12 protein-coding genes, 1 riboswitch and 1 other annotated feature are annotated in these 16,667 nt (G+C 47.2%); of the genes, 11 read left to right on the forward strand and 1 reads right to left on the reverse strand.

Going from position 1 to position 16,667, the window contains the following annotated elements:
• The first annotated feature begins 1 nt into the window (after window position 1).
• Window positions 2-157, forward strand: a complete 156-nt coding sequence (locus NV381_RS38560; protein ID WP_419182325.1) for an IS3 family transposase — start codon at window positions 2-4, stop codon at window positions 155-157.
• A 628-nt stretch (window positions 158-785) separates the two neighbouring features.
• Here the strand turns inward: NV381_RS38560 and NV381_RS32555 are convergent.
• Complete coding sequence (locus NV381_RS32555) at window positions 786-1,649, reverse strand: AraC family transcriptional regulator (RefSeq protein ID WP_258217480.1); 864 nt, start codon at window positions 1,647-1,649, stop codon at window positions 786-788.
• 173 nt (window positions 1,650-1,822) lie between these two features.
• On the opposite strand from NV381_RS32555, the gene NV381_RS32560 reads away from it, so the two are divergent.
• The 10 genes from NV381_RS32560 to NV381_RS32605 all read left to right on the forward strand — a co-directional run bounded on the left by NV381_RS32560 (window position 1,823) and on the right by NV381_RS32605 (window position 16,148).
• Window positions 1,823-2,881 carry a Gfo/Idh/MocA family protein gene (locus NV381_RS32560; RefSeq protein ID WP_258217481.1) on the forward strand — a complete coding sequence of 353 codons (1,059 nt, stop codon included), beginning with the start codon at window positions 1,823-1,825 and terminating at the stop codon, window positions 2,879-2,881.
• 101 nt (window positions 2,882-2,982) lie between these two features.
• On the forward strand, window positions 2,983-3,858 hold the full coding sequence (locus NV381_RS32565; RefSeq protein ID WP_258217482.1) for a sugar phosphate isomerase/epimerase family protein: 876 nt from the start codon (window positions 2,983-2,985) through the stop codon (window positions 3,856-3,858).
• Between the two features lie 28 nt (window positions 3,859-3,886).
• Window positions 3,887-4,720 carry a sugar phosphate isomerase/epimerase family protein gene (locus tag NV381_RS32570; RefSeq protein ID WP_258217483.1) on the forward strand — a complete coding sequence of 278 codons (834 nt, stop codon included), beginning with the start codon at window positions 3,887-3,889 and terminating at the stop codon, window positions 4,718-4,720.
• Between the two features lie 94 nt (window positions 4,721-4,814).
• Window positions 4,815-5,735 (forward strand): Rpn family recombination-promoting nuclease/putative transposase, encoded by a 921-nt coding sequence (locus NV381_RS32575; RefSeq protein WP_258217484.1) that lies wholly within the window; start codon window positions 4,815-4,817, stop codon window positions 5,733-5,735.
• Between the two features lie 194 nt (window positions 5,736-5,929).
• Complete coding sequence (locus NV381_RS32580) at window positions 5,930-7,375, forward strand: polysaccharide deacetylase (protein ID WP_258217485.1); 1,446 nt, start codon at window positions 5,930-5,932, stop codon at window positions 7,373-7,375.
• Window positions 7,376-7,510: 135 nt separating this feature from the next.
• Window positions 7,511-8,488 carry an AAA family ATPase gene (locus tag NV381_RS32585; RefSeq protein ID WP_258217486.1) on the forward strand — a complete coding sequence of 326 codons (978 nt, stop codon included), beginning with the start codon at window positions 7,511-7,513 and terminating at the stop codon, window positions 8,486-8,488.
• A 422-nt stretch (window positions 8,489-8,910) separates the two neighbouring features.
• Window positions 8,911-9,735 (forward strand): DUF58 domain-containing protein, encoded by an 825-nt coding sequence (locus tag NV381_RS32590; RefSeq protein ID WP_258217545.1) that lies wholly within the window; start codon window positions 8,911-8,913, stop codon window positions 9,733-9,735.
• Entirely contained in the window at window positions 9,698-12,256 is a 2,559-nt protein-coding gene (locus NV381_RS32595) for a transglutaminase domain-containing protein (RefSeq protein ID WP_258217487.1), read from the forward strand. Before NV381_RS32590 ends, NV381_RS32595 begins: the two co-directional genes overlap by 38 nt.
• A 524-nt stretch (window positions 12,257-12,780) precedes the next feature.
• On the forward strand, window positions 12,781-14,319 hold the full coding sequence (gene guaA, locus NV381_RS32600; RefSeq protein ID WP_258217488.1) for a glutamine-hydrolyzing GMP synthase: 1,539 nt from the start codon (window positions 12,781-12,783) through the stop codon (window positions 14,317-14,319).
• 175 nt (window positions 14,320-14,494) lie between these two features.
• Window positions 14,495-14,595, forward strand: a riboswitch (purine riboswitch).
• A gap of 155 nt (window positions 14,596-14,750) precedes the next feature.
• A complete protein-coding gene (locus NV381_RS32605) occupies window positions 14,751-16,148 on the forward strand; it encodes an NCS2 family permease (RefSeq protein ID WP_258217489.1) in 1,398 nt (465 codons plus the stop codon).
• A gap of 203 nt (window positions 16,149-16,351) precedes the next feature.
• Window positions 16,352-16,624, forward strand: a binding site (T-box leader).
• The last annotated feature ends 43 nt before the right edge of the window (window positions 16,625-16,667 follow it).

Genomic DNA, 16,667 nt, shown 5'->3' on the forward strand with positions numbered 1-16,667 from the left:
CATGACCTTTGATGAAGCTTATGAAGCAGTAGACCGTTACATGGATTTCTACAACAATCGTAGAATGCACGGCAGCTTAAAACGAATGCCCCCCAATCCATTTTCGGAGTGGGTCATGCAGCTCGAAGATCGGACGATCTTTCATAAAGCATTATAATTTTTCATTGAAAGTGAGAGGAGAAATTCACATAAAGGAGCAAGCCCAACTGCGAGAAGAAATCCAACAACTTATAGAGCAACGTAATGCCTCAAGGAAGACAACTTGGAGCTGTATCGGAAGCTCACCGATCCCGATTTTTGATGCACTTCCTCAAGCACCCAGGGGTGATATTTGTAAAAAATCTCGAAATAAAGAGTTATGCTAAGGAAACCACTAATTTAAGGGTGAAGACTCCGGATTTAGGGGGCCTAGCCGAAATTCCAGTTATAGGGCTTGAAACGCTATTTTCGGGAGAAAATAACGTGACATTTTCCTGATAATTGCGTGGGATTCGCTAGGCTGCCATGCAGTGCTTGTTACGAACCCCGAACCCCGCGATGAGCACGCGTTGGAAAGCGACCTCATCTCTACTATTCGCTGAGAATACCCAAGAAGGGCTATCTCAAAAGGGTAAACCCTGGTTAGTGAGCGAATGAATCCGATAGAATGTGCAAAAGAACCTTTTATATGGAGGGTTCTTTTGCAACCCTATTTTCACGATAATGGTGGATGGGCTGTTCCAAAATGAATTTTGGGACAGTACTTTCCAAGGACACCGCAAGGCGTTTTTTTATTATCAATAACCTCACATATTTTTACGATAAACGTTCGGAGCCAGCCCAACATACTTCTTAAATAGCCGTGAGAAGTAGAAAACATCCTTATATCCCAATGTGTCGGAAACTTCTTTAAGGGTCAGGTCTGTATTTAATAAAATATTTTTAGCTTCAGCAGCCTTCAACCGATGGATATATTCATTGAGAGGGTACCCGGTATATTCGCTGATGCTGCGGCGCAGTGTCGAAACCGAAATGTGATGGCGTTTGGCTAATTTGGCGGCATCAATTGGTTGGAGCAAGGAGTTGGATATATCCTCCAAAATTTGATTCATTTGCTGGGATTTTCCGTGCTCTGGAATTTGATTTGCACTCCAAATAAACTCATACAATAATGATTCAAGCAGCAGCGAAGCACGATCAACATTCGCGGGGGTCCCACTCTCCATGAGCATAAAAATACGATCAATTCGATTTTGCAAGGAATCGTCCGTACCGACTTGACTGACCCTTCCAGGATGAATGGGCCAGTACTCCAACCACTCCTTTAACCGTGCACCCTCTATATTGAAATAATATTCATCCCAATAACCGTTCATTTCCGGACCATACTCGAACACAGCATCCGGATAAAACCAGAATATACTCCCTGATTCCACGGTTTGTCGTACTCCGTTATTAACCTTGTAGTAGCCTCTCCCGCCTGTGATATAAACAAGTGCCCAAGTTTGAAAAGTCGCTTCGTTCCTTTGCAGTGTTCTGCCTGGCAAATGCCCGACGTTGGTGACGGTTAAAGTCTTCAGGTTGAGCTTGCTTTTATCCACCTTACGGTCAATGATGCGGATCGGAACAGGACTGATCATATAGTCCATGAAACTTGTTACTTTGTACATTCACGTCTGCCTCCGATGCATGGTATGTTTGGTTTAATGTGTTCCTTATGTGCAATATAGCGGTAATGTGATATGAACATATGCAACATGCTTGTAAAAGTAATTGTATCGTGAAAGCGCTGTTTGGAAAAGAGCTTTCCAAGCTGTTATCCCCAAGGAGAGGAACGATAAACATGTCTAAAGTAAGAGTCGCCGTGATTGGCGCAGGATCCATTTCGAATGTGCATTTAACGGCCTATGCGGCCAATCCGAACGTTGAGCTGGTTGCCATTTGTGACCTCAATGGAGAGAGAGCGAAGGGAAAAGCTGAACAATACAAAGCCTCGAGAACCTTCACTGACTACAAAGAACTGTTAGCCGACCCGAATATCGATGCGGTAAGTATCTGCACCTGGAACAAAACTCATGCCGAGATCAGTATCGCTGCATTGGAAGCGGGCAAGCATGTGCTATGCGAAAAGCCTCTTTGCAAGACAGTGGAGGAAGCGCTGAAGGTGCAGGATGCGGTACGGCGTACAGGGAAGCTGCTGCAGGTTGGCTATGTGAGGCGGTTCGGACAAAATGTACAAACGCTGCGCAAGTTTATCGATGCGGGTGAGCTTGGGGACATTTATTATGCCAAGGCCTCCTGCTTGCGCCGATTAGGCAATCCTGGTGGATGGTTCGCGGATGGCGAGCGTTCCGGCGGCGGGCCCTTGATCGATCTTGGAGTTCATATCATTGATTTGTGCTGGTATTTGATGGGAAAGCCCAAGGTTAAATCCGTAAGCGGGAATTCATATCGGAAGCTAGGTAATCGTAAACACATTGACAACTTAGCATTTTATAAAGCGGCGGATTACGATGCAGACAAAAATGACGTGGAGGATTTGGCGAACGCGTTAATTCGTTTTGAAAATGGTGCTTCTCTATTCGTAGATGTCAGCTTTACGCTGCATGCCAAAAAAGATGAGCTGACCGTCAAGATTTACGGTGAAAACGGTGGGGCTGAGATTGAGCCTGAGCTGCAAATTATTACCGAGAAGCATCAGACTATTTTGAATGTAACACCGCAGATTGATCAGCCAAGCTTCGAGTTTCAGCAAGCCTTTCAAGCTGAAATTAACCATTTCATCGACTGCTGCCAAGGTAATGCGGAATTGCTAAGCCCTGTAGAGGATGGGGTGGAGATGCTGAAAATTTTGAGCGGTATTTATCAGTCGGCAGCCGAAGGCAAAGAAGTTGAATGGTAAGCAAGAGGATAATAGCTGGTGTAAGGAGCTTCCTCTGAAAGACACAGCTATAGGAATTATTCCTTTTAATAAATTCGAGAAAAGAAAGGATGAGATCTACTGTGAAGCTAACTAATAAAATCGGAGTTATCGTGGATAGCTTTGGAATTGGAGTACGTTCAGGTCTCTTAAAAGCCAAAGATGTAGGTGCACAAGGCGTCCAAATTTATGCGGTGAGTGGAGAAATGGACCCTGCCAATTTGCCGTCGCATGCACGCAAAGAGCTCAAAAGCTACATCGATTCGCTAGGCCTTGAGATATCGGCGCTATGTGGTGATTTGGGCGGACATGGCTTCCAGGACCGCAAAGCCAATTATGAGAAAGTCGAGAAATCGAAACGGATTCTTGATCTAGCCATGGAGCTTGGAACGAATATCGTCACGACCCATATCGGGATTGTGCCTGACGATGTGCAGAGTGAGATTTACGATTCCATGCAAGTCGCATGTGAGGAACTGAGCAATTATGCGAGGAGCATGGATGCTTATTTCGCGATTGAAACCGGTCCGGAGAAAGCGGCGCATTTGAAGTCTTTTCTGGACTCGCTTACGGTCAATGGAGTATCCGTCAATTTTGACCCTGCGAACATGGTAATGGTTACTGGAGATGATCCGGTGCAGGGGGTTCATATTCTAAAAGATTATATCGTCCACACGCATGTTAAAGATGGAGTGCGCTTCCGTGAAATCGATCCCAGGGAAGTATACGGCTTTCTTGGCTTTGAAAAGATGGATCATCAAAAAATCGCTGAGATGGGATCCGCTGGTCAAGCCTTCAGAGAAGTGCCTCTCGGTGAGGGCAAAGTTCCGTTTACTGAATATTTTGCTGCGCTTCAGGAGATTGGATATACGGGCTATTTGACTATTGAGCGCGAAGTTGGCGATCAGCCGGAAACGGATATACGCAAAGCGGTTTCTTTTATTAATGCTTTTAAATAACCTGCTGTGGGAGAGGGAGTGTTTTGGGATGAAAATAGCATTAAGCGTGTGGAGCTGCCATCAAAACTTTTATAATAAAACGTGGTCAAATGCGGATTTTATCGATTTCGTTGGAACTACACAGGCTGCTGGTGTCGAGCTGTTGAGTATGTTTTGGAATGCCGATACGGATATCCCTCAGGTGCAGGAGGCTCTGCTGCGCAATAACCTGAAGCTGGCCTGCTTTGGTGCTTGCAACAATCTGGCCCAACGGGATGAGGCAAAGCGCAGATCACAGGTCCAGGACATTTTAACAAGTGTTGATATGGCAAGGCTGCTGGGTGCGAAGGTAGTCCGGATTTTTTCCGGTGACCGCGCTGAGGGGCTGACCTTTGAGGAAGCCAAAGTGTGGATTATCGAAGGACTGAAAGAAGCAGCGGCCTATGCTGAAGAGAAAGGCATAACCTTATGCTTGGAAAATCACGGACATTTCGCTGGAAAGGCCAGCCAGGTGAGCGACATTATCCGAGAGGTCGGCTCTGATTCATTGCGAAGTACATTTGATACCGGGAACTTTCTGCTGGTGGATGAAAATCCTAGTGATGCGATTAGACAGCTGCTACCCTTAGTATCCCACGTTCACTTGAAAGATTTCAGAAAGATGGCTCAAAACGATCCGCAGGGAAGAAGCTATACCTCGCTAAGCGGAGACATTTATGCTGGCCAAGCACCAGGGGAAGGGGATGTAGATCTTCCATTTATTTTGTCCCAGCTTAAGGCTGCTGATTATGACGGTTGGCTGGCTGTGGAGTACGAAGGAAATGAAGATCAACAAGAAGCATCAACCCGCTCTATCCAAAATTTGAATAAATTGATGCAATAGGTAAATTTCTAATATTTACGTAGGAACAAATGTTTGCTAAAATGATAAAAAGTCATTAAATTGCCCAGTGTTCACAGGGGGAAGGATTAATAATATGAGCGAGGATAACGAAGCGCAGCCTCAGTTTATTTTGAATTCAAGCAAGAATCATGATGAAGCGTTTAAGAAGCTGCTGCAGACGTTTTTCGCAGAATTTATTGAATTGTTTTTTCCTGAAGTGAGTGAGCTGCTGGACCATAGCAAAACAAGATTTCTCATGCAGGAGCTGCTTGTGGATGTTGTTGGGGAGGAAGCACGTCAGCTTGATTTGCTGCTGGAGACCCGCTACAAAGAGTTTGATGCCTATATCTTGGTTCATTTAGAGCCGCAGTCATACAAACAGGCTAAGTTCAATGAACGGATGTTTATTTATTATAGTCGGTTGTTTGAACGGCATCGTGAAGAATATAAGCTGGTTATCCCTATTGCCATTTTTACAGCGGATGAAATTAGGGATGAACCGAATACACTTCTCATGACAATTCCTGGGCATGACATTCTTCGTTTTGAATTTCTCAAGGTAGAATTGAAGCGGCAGGAGTGGAGACGCTTTATTGATTCAGAAAATCCGGTAGCTGCAGCGTTATTAGCCAAAATGGGTTATAATAATAAAGAGAAGCGCGAGATGCGACTTGCCTACTTGCGTATGATATTGAGATTGCAAAAGAAGCTGGATGGAGCACGTCTGGCACTCATCATGTCTGTGGCTGATATGTATTTTGAACCCAATGAAGAGCAGGAAGAATCGATACTTCGCGAATTTAGGGAACAATATCCGGAAGAAGGTGAAGCGATTATGGAGCTAATGCCGGCTTGGAAGAAATGGGGCTATGAGGAAGGAATCGAAAAAGGTATAGAAAAAGGAATCGAAAAAGCGGTTCTTAAAATGCTCAGCAAAGGTTTCACACCTGAAGAAGTAGCCGAAACGCTTGAATTGCCAATGGACGATATTCGGAAGTTGGCCGCTAAGGAATAGTCATCTGTGAAAAGTAATGCCGAAGTAGAAGCTGCATCAGCAGCCCTCTGCTTCGGCTTTTTGCATTAAGGTTTTAGTTCTGCATTACAGGGATTCTAGACCCTGAATTGTAAAAAATAATTCATGCATACGATCGCTAAATCTCCCATATAGTCTGATAGTTGAAATTAATAGATTATGCGGAGGGATTCACCATGCCTAACTTGCCTCATGTTCATCTATTCCGGCGTATCAGCCTGTTTCTCAGCTTGATGCTAGTCTTGCTCTATTTTGTGGAACCGGTTTCTAGGGCGTATGCGGCAGCCAATGATGAGGAGAGACAGGAGGCTTATGAGCAATTAAAATCCGGAAAGCGGATATGGACGGATAAAGCCTATGTGCAGCCGGATCAACCAACGGTCTATTTAACTTTTGATGACGGGCCAAGTAAGCTGACAGGCAAGGTGCTGGATATTTTACGGGAAGAGGGTGTGCTTGCGACCTTCTTTATGCTGGGTGAACAGGTCAAGACCTATCCTGAGCAGGTTAGGCAGGCTGTGAAGGATGGGCATGCGATAGGCAATCACACGTACAATCATAAATATAACGAGCTATATACCAGCGTTGCGTCGTTCTGGAAGCAGATTGAACAAACCGAACAGGCATTGGATGAGACAGCGGGGGTAAAAACGAGGTTGATACGAGCCCCTGGAGGGACGTTCGGTAATTTTGATGCTTTTTACTTTTATTATTTAGATCAAGCTGGCTTCGAGGTGCATGATTGGAATATCGACAGCGGGGATTCCAAAAGAGTAGGGGTTCCGGCAAATGAAATAATCCAGACTGTAAAAAACGGTCCATTTGGCGACCAAGTCATTTTGCTAATGCACGATGGGACTGGACATGAGCAAACCGTTAAGGCGCTGCCTGATATTATCCGGTTGTTTAAGGCCAAGGGCTACGCATTTGCTCCCCTCAGTCCGCAGGTGAAGCCTGTGCATTTCTCAGCAGGAAAAATCAAATGGAACCGGTCAGTTGGATCGGACTTGCATAATAGACTTTTAGCTGAAGCGGGAGAGCAACGGCATGCATTCGAAGAATCAGGTACTGAAGAGGATCAGGAGTTGACACAAAAAGAAATAGAGAGCCCACAGGGGCAGCAGTTAGCTGGGGAGACCCGGAATTTACAGGAGCATCGGCTTGAGGGAACGGCATTCGAAGGGAATGGGAATGTGAGGGAGCAATCGCTGCCGTCCGAGCTGTTGGAGGTTATTCTGGGCAGTGACAGGCTGCTCTTTGAACCAGGCCAATATCGCTTGACTGGTGGAAATTATCAGGTACCGGTACGTAACCTTATAGAAGCCATGGGAGGTCACGCGGATTGGCGTGAAGGCCAGCGTACGGCAGTTGTTCATTATGGATCTCACGTGATCGAATATGATTTTTCTCATCATGAAATGCGCGTGAATCAGGGAGAGAAGCAAACGGTCTATCATTTACCGCAGATGGAATTAAGAAATGGAACGGTGTATGTACCGCTTCGCAAGACAGTAGAGCTGTTGGGCAGTCACATAATCAATGATGGGGTGAACAATGGCAACGGGCGGATGCAAATCCAGGTTGCACTTACCGGGGGGTATGCGGTCACCTTTGGATTCTAGCCTATCGATACTCACACAGGGAATTAGAGGGTTGAAATGGATGTGAACCAAGGTAAATGGTATTACTGTCTAAAGGAACTGAAGACTGGAAATACTAGAATCATAGAATGGGATCTATGAGGAGGTATTTCGGTTATGCAGGTGCATTCATCTTATTTTGACAAGCCGCAAGAAGTATTAGAACGAATAATCTATCAAATGGAAAAAGTGATTATAGGCAAACGAGATGTCATAGAGAAGCTGTTGATTGCTCTTTTATGCGGGGGGCATGTGCTGCTGGAGGATGTGCCGGGAGTTGGTAAAACGATGCTTGTCCGGGCCCTTGCCAGAACAATCGATTGCAGCTTTAAGAGGATTCAATGTACGCCGGATTTGCTGCCGTCGGATTTGACTGGGAGCAGTATGTATAATCAGCAGACAGCCCGGTTTGAATTCAGGCCCGGCCCCTTAATGGCTAATTTAATATTGGCGGATGAGCTCAATAGGACCACCCCTCGGACTCAGGCTGCCCTGCTGGAGGCGATGGAGGAGAAATGCGTAACGGTGGACGGAGAGGCGTATGCGCTGCCGGAGCCATTTTTCATTCTCGCTACGCAAAATCCTTTTGAGTTTGAAGGAACCTTTCTGCTGCCGGAAGCTCAGCTGGACAGGTTTTTCATGAAGCTTCGACTAGGGTATCCTGAGCCAAGTGAGGAGGTTGAGCTGCTAAACCGTGTTGCCGAGCGGCACCCGCTTACACAGCTTCGTCCGCTGCTGCTGCCTGAAGAGTTCATGGCTCTACAGAAGGAGGCGCTGCGGATACATGTGGATGATGCGGTTAAAAGCTATATTGTAAATATAACGGCCGCTTCTCGGAACCATCCTCATTTGGCACTTGGGGCGAGCCCTCGTGCTTCGATTGCTTTAATGCGTGCGGCACAGGCTCGTGCGTTCATGTCCGGCCGCAGCTACGTCATACCCGATGATGCCAAGCAGCTCGCGGTGTCAGTTCTGGCGCACCGGCTGCTGCTCTCTGCGGATGCCGCACTGTCGTATACGAGCTGTGAAGCTGTATTGAATGGAATTCTTACGGGTGCTCCGATACCTTCACGGCGTTATGCGCCGGCACAGTAGGAGATAACGTTATGTTTAATAACGTATTGAATCTGTTGATCCTTATTCTTTGCGGCCTGCTCGCAGCCTATTGGGGAATTCATGAGGGTGGGCGGTCGGCATGGCTTTGTACGTATGGGATAGGGACGCTGCTGGTTTATCTTGGTATGGTGTATATAAGTTTTCCATCGAGGATCCGAGTACATCGGTCTATTGAACATTCCCGCTGCTGGAGCGGAGAAGCGATAATGATGGAACTGCGAATGTATTTTCGTGGATTTTCGATACCGTCGGTTTGGCTGTCTATTGAGGAAATCTGGAGCCATATAGGAACTGAGGAGAAGGTCGTCTTTAAGGATACCTATCGGCCCTCCTTGTCGAGAGCTGCTAAGCTAAATGCGGTAATACCGGGTCTACCGCGAGGCTTGTACCGATTGGAAGCGATGACGATAAGCATAAGCGATGCATTCGGGCTGCTGCATATCAGCCGGAAAGTACCGGTTGGGGAGCACGAGCTGCAGGTACTGCCCAGACCAAGGCCCCAGCAGCCGAATCTGGACGGCGCTGGAGGGGAACTCCAGCGCCGCAGTCGGCAGCAGCAGCTGCAGCGGCTGGCCGCGTCCCCGTTGATCTACGGGACGCGGCCCTACGCGCCGGGGGATCCGCTAAGCCGGATCCACTGGCGCGCGACCGCGCGCGCAGGCGCTCTGCGCGCCAAAGAGTCGGAGCAGCCCGGCATGGACCGGCTGCTCATCTGTATCGACGCGGCCGCAGGCCCCTCGAACGCAGCCGCGTTCGAATCGGCCATCGAGGCCGCGGCAGGGCTGGCCAAGCGCGCGCTGGAGCTTGGCTTGACCGTACGCCTTGCCGCGTCTGATCGGCAAGGCCGTGCCCTGGAGGCGCAGGGGCGCGAGCGCCTCTCTGAGCTGCTCCGGCTGCTCGCACTGCTGCCGTGCAATGGCGACCGCCCCTTGGCGGCGTTGGTGCAGCGGGAGACGCTGCACCTCGGCCCGGGGGCCGGGGTCGCCATCATCACGGCACAGCCGGATGAGCAGCTGCTGCACTTGCTGTGCCGGCTGCGTTCACGCGCCGTGCAGTTGGTGTACATCCACAGCGAGGCCAATGGGCCGGACGCTGTGGAGCAGTGGCGGCGGCAGGCTCAGGCCGCGCGCTGGCGGTTTACGGCGGTTGGCGCGCTAAGCCGCCGCACCGCCGAAGGAGGTGCTGGCGATGTCGCAGATGCCAATCGATCCGCCGCCGTTATTTAAAGCGGCGCCTCCGCTGCCTCAGGCAGCTTCCAGAATTCCAGCCGCCTCAGCGCGGCTTGTATCCGCCCTGCTGCTGTTCTGGCTTCTGCGAGAATGGATTATTCCCTTGGAGCGATTATCTGACATCACGGAAGTGTACAGCACTACGCCCTTTTTGATCGCCTTTGGCCTGTTTTTGGTCCTCGATATGCTTCGCGTGCCGGGGGGAGCCGCATGGCCATTAAAGGCTATAGTAATCATTGGAGCTGCAGCAGTGCTGCATAGCGGTAGCTGGCTGCCTGGTGGAAGCTGGTGGGCTGGGTGGCTGAGCGATCTCACAGGAGATGCGCTCAACATCGCGCAAGGGAGATTCTCGGAGCTTGAGCCTGTAACCCGGACCATGCTGTTCCTGGGAGGCTGGTCGTTCTTCATATGGGTTGTACATTCTTTTGCTGCTGAGCGTCAACAGATCGGTTGGTTTGTGCTGATGACTTTATTTTATTTGGTGCTGCTTCAGCTCATATTTGATATTGATATGTCACTTTCCCTGCTGAGTGCTTCGGGAGCCGGGCTGTTGCTGCAGGGCTCGCTTCAAGCCGATCGTTGGCTGCGTTGGTATCAAGAATCACCCCGAGTCCAACCGCTTGCCAAACCTCGCATAGCAGGAGGCGCTGTGGCTTCTTTGATTGCCAGCTTCACTGTTGCAGGCTTATGCTTGCTCGGGGCATGGATTGGAGCCGGGCAGCATCCTCGGGAAGGCAAGGCAGTTGATTGGTCCGAATACGTATATAAATGGCGGCAGGCGCTTCCCATATCAGCATGGAATGGATCAAGTAATTCGGCTGATGGACGTAAAACAGGCTATGGTGCAGACGATTCCAAGCTTGGCTTTCCTTTGAAGCCTGATGACCATTTTGCTTTTACAGCACGTACAACACAGCTTACCTACTGGCGAGGTGAGGCTAAAAATATATATACAGGACAAGGCTGGGGACAGACGTATTCCCAACCTGTTCAGAACCTGATGGATTCCGCACTCACAGCTGCTGCTTCTTACAGTCAGGCGTCGAACAGCTCAACCGGCACAGCTAAAACGCTCGTGCATCAAGAGGTGACCCTTTGGCAAAAAGGACTCGACAACCAATTGTTTCTTGGCGGTGAATTGTTTAAAATTGATGAGCTTATCTCCAAAGAGGGAGAGCCCATTTCACCTGAATGGATATGGAAAAACAAGCTGACAGACCGCGTTCTTCTCCCAGCTATGGCGGATCCTCTTGCTTCTTATAAGGTTCAGGTGCTAGCCTGGAATCCTTTACCGCCATTGGCGGACAGCTCTGCTGATTATGTGTTGACGGATGCCTTTAAAAACACATATTTACAGCTTCCAGATAAACTTCCGTCACGAGTTGCGGAGTTGGCTATGAAAATTACAAAAAGTAAGGATTCCTCTTATGAAAAGGTAAAAGCTATCGAACAATTTTTGCAGGAGAATTACTCCTACAGCATGGAGCGGGGCAGACCGCCTTCGGCTGGGCAAGATTTGGTTGATCAGTTTTTGTTCGAGCAGGGAGTAGGCTATTGCGATCATTTTTCTTCTGCTATGGTCGTCATGCTTCGGACAATTGGAATTCCTGCACGCTGGGTAAAAGGCTTTGCACCCGGTGAAGTCATTGCAGTGGAAAAGCTTAATTCGAGTACGAGGTCCGCTTCGTCGTTGATAGCTGAACAGCCAGCATCTTTTGATGCCGCTGCTGAAGCAGAGGAAGTGAGAGGCTTATCAACACCACTTAATGATTCTATTTACACCGTGGAAGTGCGTAATAAAGATGCTCATTCGTGGGTGGAGGTTTATTTCCCGACAGCAGGGTGGATACCATTCGATCCAACACCCGGCTTTAATGAGAGTAGGGTACTCCAAATTAAGACGGCTGCAGACTCTGCTTCTGCTAGTGACAATGGAATTGGACACAAAGAAGATAGCGAGCTGCCTTTATCAGGAGGTTATGCCCTCCTTCAATTTGTACCGTCGCTGGGGCAAATTATCCCCATGCTTCGCAGATTGACTGCTGTATTACCCACATATGCCAAGGAGATTGTCCCGCTTCTCCACAGCATAGTCTTGTGGACGAAGCCTTGGTTACCTTTATTCCTGTGCATAGTAATTGGAGTTTTCTTGACATTTCTTATCCACATGTGGATAAGAAAATATCGTAGCAGGTCTATTTTTTACTCGCGGCTCGGAGCTGGAGAACGAGAATCATCGGGCCTCTCAGGGACTATGAGGAATTGGACGGCCATGCGCTTATCAGAGCGTTTATGGAAAAAGCTGCAGCGGCGGTGGGGAGCTGCGGGTGCATCTCAGACGATGCGGGAGTATCTGCTTACAAGGCCGTTCACTACAGATGCCCAGCGCAGTGCACTGCTTCGGCTGGTACGGCTGTTGGAAGCTATCCGGTACCACAACGGACCCGGACGGATGACATACAGCCAGCTGCAAATAGCTTGGCGCGAGTTTAAAAAGGCATCAAACGGTACGCAATGAGTTTATGTAAGCGGATAAGATATTTATGTGTACTGAAAAACAGCCTGTGGATCAGCTCCATAGGCTGTTTTCATTGTTGCATAGCTGTTGATATCCATGTTAATTATGTGCATAACTATGGGCAAATTGTTTATAACTATGTGGATAAGTGTGAATTATCTGAAAAATGCAGGTTAGTATGTGTATATGTTGTTAACCTTTATTATTAATAGTAGGACCTATCTATGTGGTAAATGATAAATGGAATAATAATAAATGATTATGACCCCTTTAAATGGAGTGGAGATAAATGAATTGCAATAAAGCTTTTCTCATACAGGCATTGCCCTTTCTAATTAGGAAGCTTATAATATTACCTATTGATTTAGCAGAGCGTTGAGCCGAGTGAAGCAGGGATTTGCTTAATAAATAAGCAAGTGACCTATTGAAAACTCAGCTGATGCGTACGAAGTCAGTTTTCTAACGAAAACTCAGTCAATGCTTACGAAAGAAAGTTTTCTAAAGAAAACTCATAGGAGGAAATTATGGATAAACCGAATGAACTTATTGTCGTATTAGATTTCGGAGGGCAGTACAATCAACTGATAGCCCGTCGGATTCGTGATTTGGGAGTGTATAGTGAGCTGCTGCCTTACAATACAACCGCGGACAAATTAAAGCAGCTTTCACCTAAAGGAATTGTTTTCTCTGGCGGACCATCAAGCGTGTATGGAGAAAACTCCCCGATTGTTGATCCAGCCATCTATGACCTGGGTATCCCTATTTTCGGTATTTGTTACGGTATGCAGCTAATAGCCCATCAGCTTCAAGGCAAGGTGGAAAGAGCATCCAAACGGGAATATGGCAAAGCAGAAGTGGATTTTGCGGATCATTGTCAGTTAGTCCATGGCTTGGACAAGCAGCAAACCGTATGGATGAGCCATGGCGACCATGTAGTTGAACTTCCTACAGGTTTTGTTGTTGATGCCAGCACGGATCATGCTCCAGTTGCAGCAATGAGTCACCCGGATAAAAATATATTTGGCGTCCAATTTCATCCAGAGGTTCGCCATTCCGTTTTTGGTAATGACATGATTCATAACTTCCTGTACCGAGTATGCGGTTGTGTGGGGCAGTGGAGTATGGAAAGCTTCATCGAGGACACAATTCGTGATATCCGTACACAAGTCGGCGACAAAAAGGTGCTATGTGCACTTAGCGGCGGCGTGGATTCTTCCGTTGTTGCAATATTGCTTCACAAAGCAATTGGCGATCAACTGACATGTATGTTTATTGATCATGGTTTGCTGCGCAAAGGGGAAGCGGAAGGTGTTATGGAAACCTTTGTTGGCAAATTCGATATGAAGGTTGTTAAAATCGATGCCCGTGATCGTTTTATGGGTAAGCTTGCCGGAGTAGATGATCCTGAGCAAAAGCGGAAGCTGATCGGAACGGAATTCATTCGCGTGTTTGAGGAAGAATCGGAGCAGTTTGATGATTTCGCCTTTTTGGCGCAAGGAACGCTGTATACCGATATCGTAGAGAGCGGAACAGCTACTGCACATACTATCAAGTCGCATCATAATGTAGGCGGTCTTCCAGAGGATATGAAATTCGAGCTGGTCGAACCGTTGAAGGCTTTGTTTAAAGATGAAGTGCGTAAAGTAGGCGAAGAATGCGGCCTGCCAGCAGAAATCGTATGGCGTCAGCCATTCCCGGGTCCGGGTCTTGCAATCCGCGTGCTGGGTGAAGTAACTGAGGAGAAGCTGACTATTGTTCGTGAATCCGATGCTATCCTGCGTGATGAAATTGCCAAAGCGGGTCTGGATCGCGAGATATGGCAGTATTTCACTGCGCTTCCAAACATGAAAAGTGTTGGCGTAATGGGAGATGCTCGCACGTATTCCTACACGGTAGGTATTCGCGCAGTAACCTCCATCGATGGTATGACTGCCGATTGGGCACGTATTCCATGGGATGTTCTTGAAAAAATATCGGTGCGTATTGTTAACGAAGTGGATAATGTAAACCGTATTGTCTATGACATTACTTCCAAGCCGCCAGCTACTATTGAGTGGGAATAATAGGTAAGTAGTGATGGGAAAAGTCGTTTCTTTCCTCTTTTGGAAGAAGCGGCTTTTTCTTATGCCCTATTTCTAGTGATTTTAATAAATAAACCGAACATGAAGAAAAAAAAACTCCTGAATGTTCGGAAAAGCAATTGACAAGTGAAGGTATCACTCTTAGAATAAGTGATGAATATTAAGGGAATAACAGTTTCGTATAATCTCGGGAATCGGCCTGGGAGTCTCTACGAGATCACCGTAAATGATCTGGCTACGAACAAACAAAGCGGAAGACGTTTAACGTACACTGTGTAACAGAGCTCACGGCACATCCTGCTGTGCATCTGTATGCGCAATTGCTTACCGTCCCGACTTTGCTTGCGGGCTCAGCAGAGAGATCATGCTGAGTTTATTTCGTTGTTCCAAAAACCATTTGGAGGGATTTGGGGATGGATCGATTTTTTAAGCTAAAAGAAAACGGTACTACCGTACGTACGGAGATCATGGCAGGCTTAACGACGTTCATGACAATGGCGTATATTCTCGCGGTAAATCCGAACATTCTAAGTAATTTCGGATCTGGTGCGACGGGCATGGATTGGACTGCGGTGTTTTTGGCAACAGCTATTGCTGCAGGCGTTATGACCATTGCGATGGGCCTGTTTGTTAATTTTCCTGTTGCTTTAGCTCCGGGGATGGGCTTAAATGCATATTTTGCTACAGTGATTCTATCTTCACAAGGTCAGTTTACGTTTCAAATGGGACTAGCTGCTGTATTCATTTCCGGATTGATTTTTATTGTACTAACGGTTACGAAGGTACGCCAATTGCTTTTAGTTGCAGTGCCGGATAGCTTGAAGCATGCCATCACGGTAGGGATTGGGTTGTTTATTACAATTATTGGTTTGAAGAATAGCGGTTTGCTTACGGTAGCTGTGGAATCAACTAAAGATATTCCTGCTCATAAGTTTGTGGATGTGCTTTCTTTTGAAACCGTCTTCCATATGGGGAGTCTTAAAGATCCTGGAGTATTGCTTTGCATTATTGGTTTGTTTTTAATCTCGATTTTGATGGTGCTGCGGGTTCGCGGTGCAATATTATTAGGTATTTTGCTGACAACCGTTGTTGGCTACTTTATGGGTCAAGTAAACCTGGGTATGTTGACTGATGCTAAAACGAATTGGGTTCCTGACATGGGTAAATTAGCCTTTGGTCAATTTGATTTCAAAGGTTTGATGAATGTGGGAATTATTTCAGTAATTGCAACCTTTACTTTTGTGGAGCTGTTCGATACATTTGGTACTCTAGTGGGTACCGCAAACCGTGCTGGCTTTATGAAAAATAAAGAGGAAGGCAACAAAAAAGTCGGCAAAGCTATGATGGTTGATGCTATTGCGGTCAGTGGCGGCGCTCTGGTGGGTACAAGTACTGTAACTGCGTATGTAGAGAGCGCTGCGGGCGTTGCTCAAGGCGGGCGTACTGGCTTGACTGCTGTAACTACTGGCGTGTGCTTTTTGCTGGCGTTGTTCCTTGCTCCAATTGCGGCTCTAATTCCAGGGTCGGCTACTGCAGCGGCGCTAATCATAGTAGGCGTTCTGATGATGCAATCTATCAAGGAAGTTGATTTCCAAGATTATGTTGTTGCGATCCCATCCTTCTTTACCATCGTATTCATGCCTTTTACATATAACATCGCAAATGGTATCTCGTTCGGTATTGTGTCCTATGTGGTTTTGGCCTCCATTGCTAGTGCTAGTGGTCGTGGGCAATATAAAGTGCATTGGTTGATGTGGGTGTTGGCTGTGCTTATCGTGCTTCGGTATGTGTTTATCGGTAGTGAAGGATAGTTGACCCAATGTTTGGAATTTGCTCCAGTGTTCATTAAATTCATGAGCGCTGGGGCTTTTTTAATTGGGGTACATATTTAGCGGCAGGAATAATTGTGTTTATCCGAACAAGCATTTGATGTTAGATTATCTCGTTCAAAAATTTTTTTGTAACGTATGCATTGACATTGGATGAGAGGCATACTATACTAACAAACAATATCATAAACGCGAAGAACGGGAACAGTAGTCGGTCCAATCTGTACAGAGAGCTGCGGGTGGTGCAACGCAGTCAGAGAAGCCTATGAAGCTCGCCCGGGAGCGGTGGAACTGAAACGGTGTAGCGCTGCACCTGCAAATAAGTTCTGACGGTTTGCCTCCGTGAAAGGGTAGTGCTGATGAATACATTCATCCGTACACTAAGCGGATCTCCAGCATAATGCGGAGGTCAACGAGAGTGGTACCGCGATAAGACTACAAGGTCTGTCGTCTCTTATACAGAGATGGCAGGCCTTTTTTGGTTATAGGAATTAGCACTAA

Source organism: Paenibacillus radicis (ex Xue et al. 2023) (genome assembly GCF_024722015.1).
GTDB lineage: Bacteria > Bacillota > Bacilli > Paenibacillales > NBRC-103111 > Paenibacillus_S.

Bases quoted from the DNA above. Each gene is read 5' to 3' on its own strand.
- NV381_RS32560 (WP_258217481.1), top strand. From the start codon at position 1,823: ATGTCTAAAGTAAGAGTCGCCGTGATTGGCGCAGGATCCATTTCGAAT.
- NV381_RS32595 (WP_258217487.1), top strand. From the start codon at position 9,698: ATGTCGCAGATGCCAATCGATCCGCCGCCGTTATTTAAAGCGGCGCCT.
- NV381_RS32605 (WP_258217489.1), top strand. From the start codon at position 14,751: ATGGATCGATTTTTTAAGCTAAAAGAAAACGGTACTACCGTACGTACG.
- NV381_RS38560 (WP_419182325.1), top strand. From the start codon at position 2: ATGACCTTTGATGAAGCTTATGAAGCAGTAGACCGTTACATGGATTTC.
- NV381_RS32575 (WP_258217484.1), top strand. From the start codon at position 4,815: ATGAGCGAGGATAACGAAGCGCAGCCTCAGTTTATTTTGAATTCAAGC.
- NV381_RS32590 (WP_258217545.1), top strand. From the start codon at position 8,911: ATGACGATAAGCATAAGCGATGCATTCGGGCTGCTGCATATCAGCCGG.
- NV381_RS32585 (WP_258217486.1), top strand. From the start codon at position 7,511: ATGCAGGTGCATTCATCTTATTTTGACAAGCCGCAAGAAGTATTAGAA.
- NV381_RS32570 (WP_258217483.1), top strand. From the start codon at position 3,887: ATGAAAATAGCATTAAGCGTGTGGAGCTGCCATCAAAACTTTTATAAT.
- NV381_RS32580 (WP_258217485.1), top strand. From the start codon at position 5,930: ATGCCTAACTTGCCTCATGTTCATCTATTCCGGCGTATCAGCCTGTTT.
- guaA (WP_258217488.1), top strand. From the start codon at position 12,781: ATGGATAAACCGAATGAACTTATTGTCGTATTAGATTTCGGAGGGCAG.
- NV381_RS32555 (WP_258217480.1), bottom strand. From the start codon at position 1,649: ATGTACAAAGTAACAAGTTTCATGGACTATATGATCAGTCCTGTTCCG.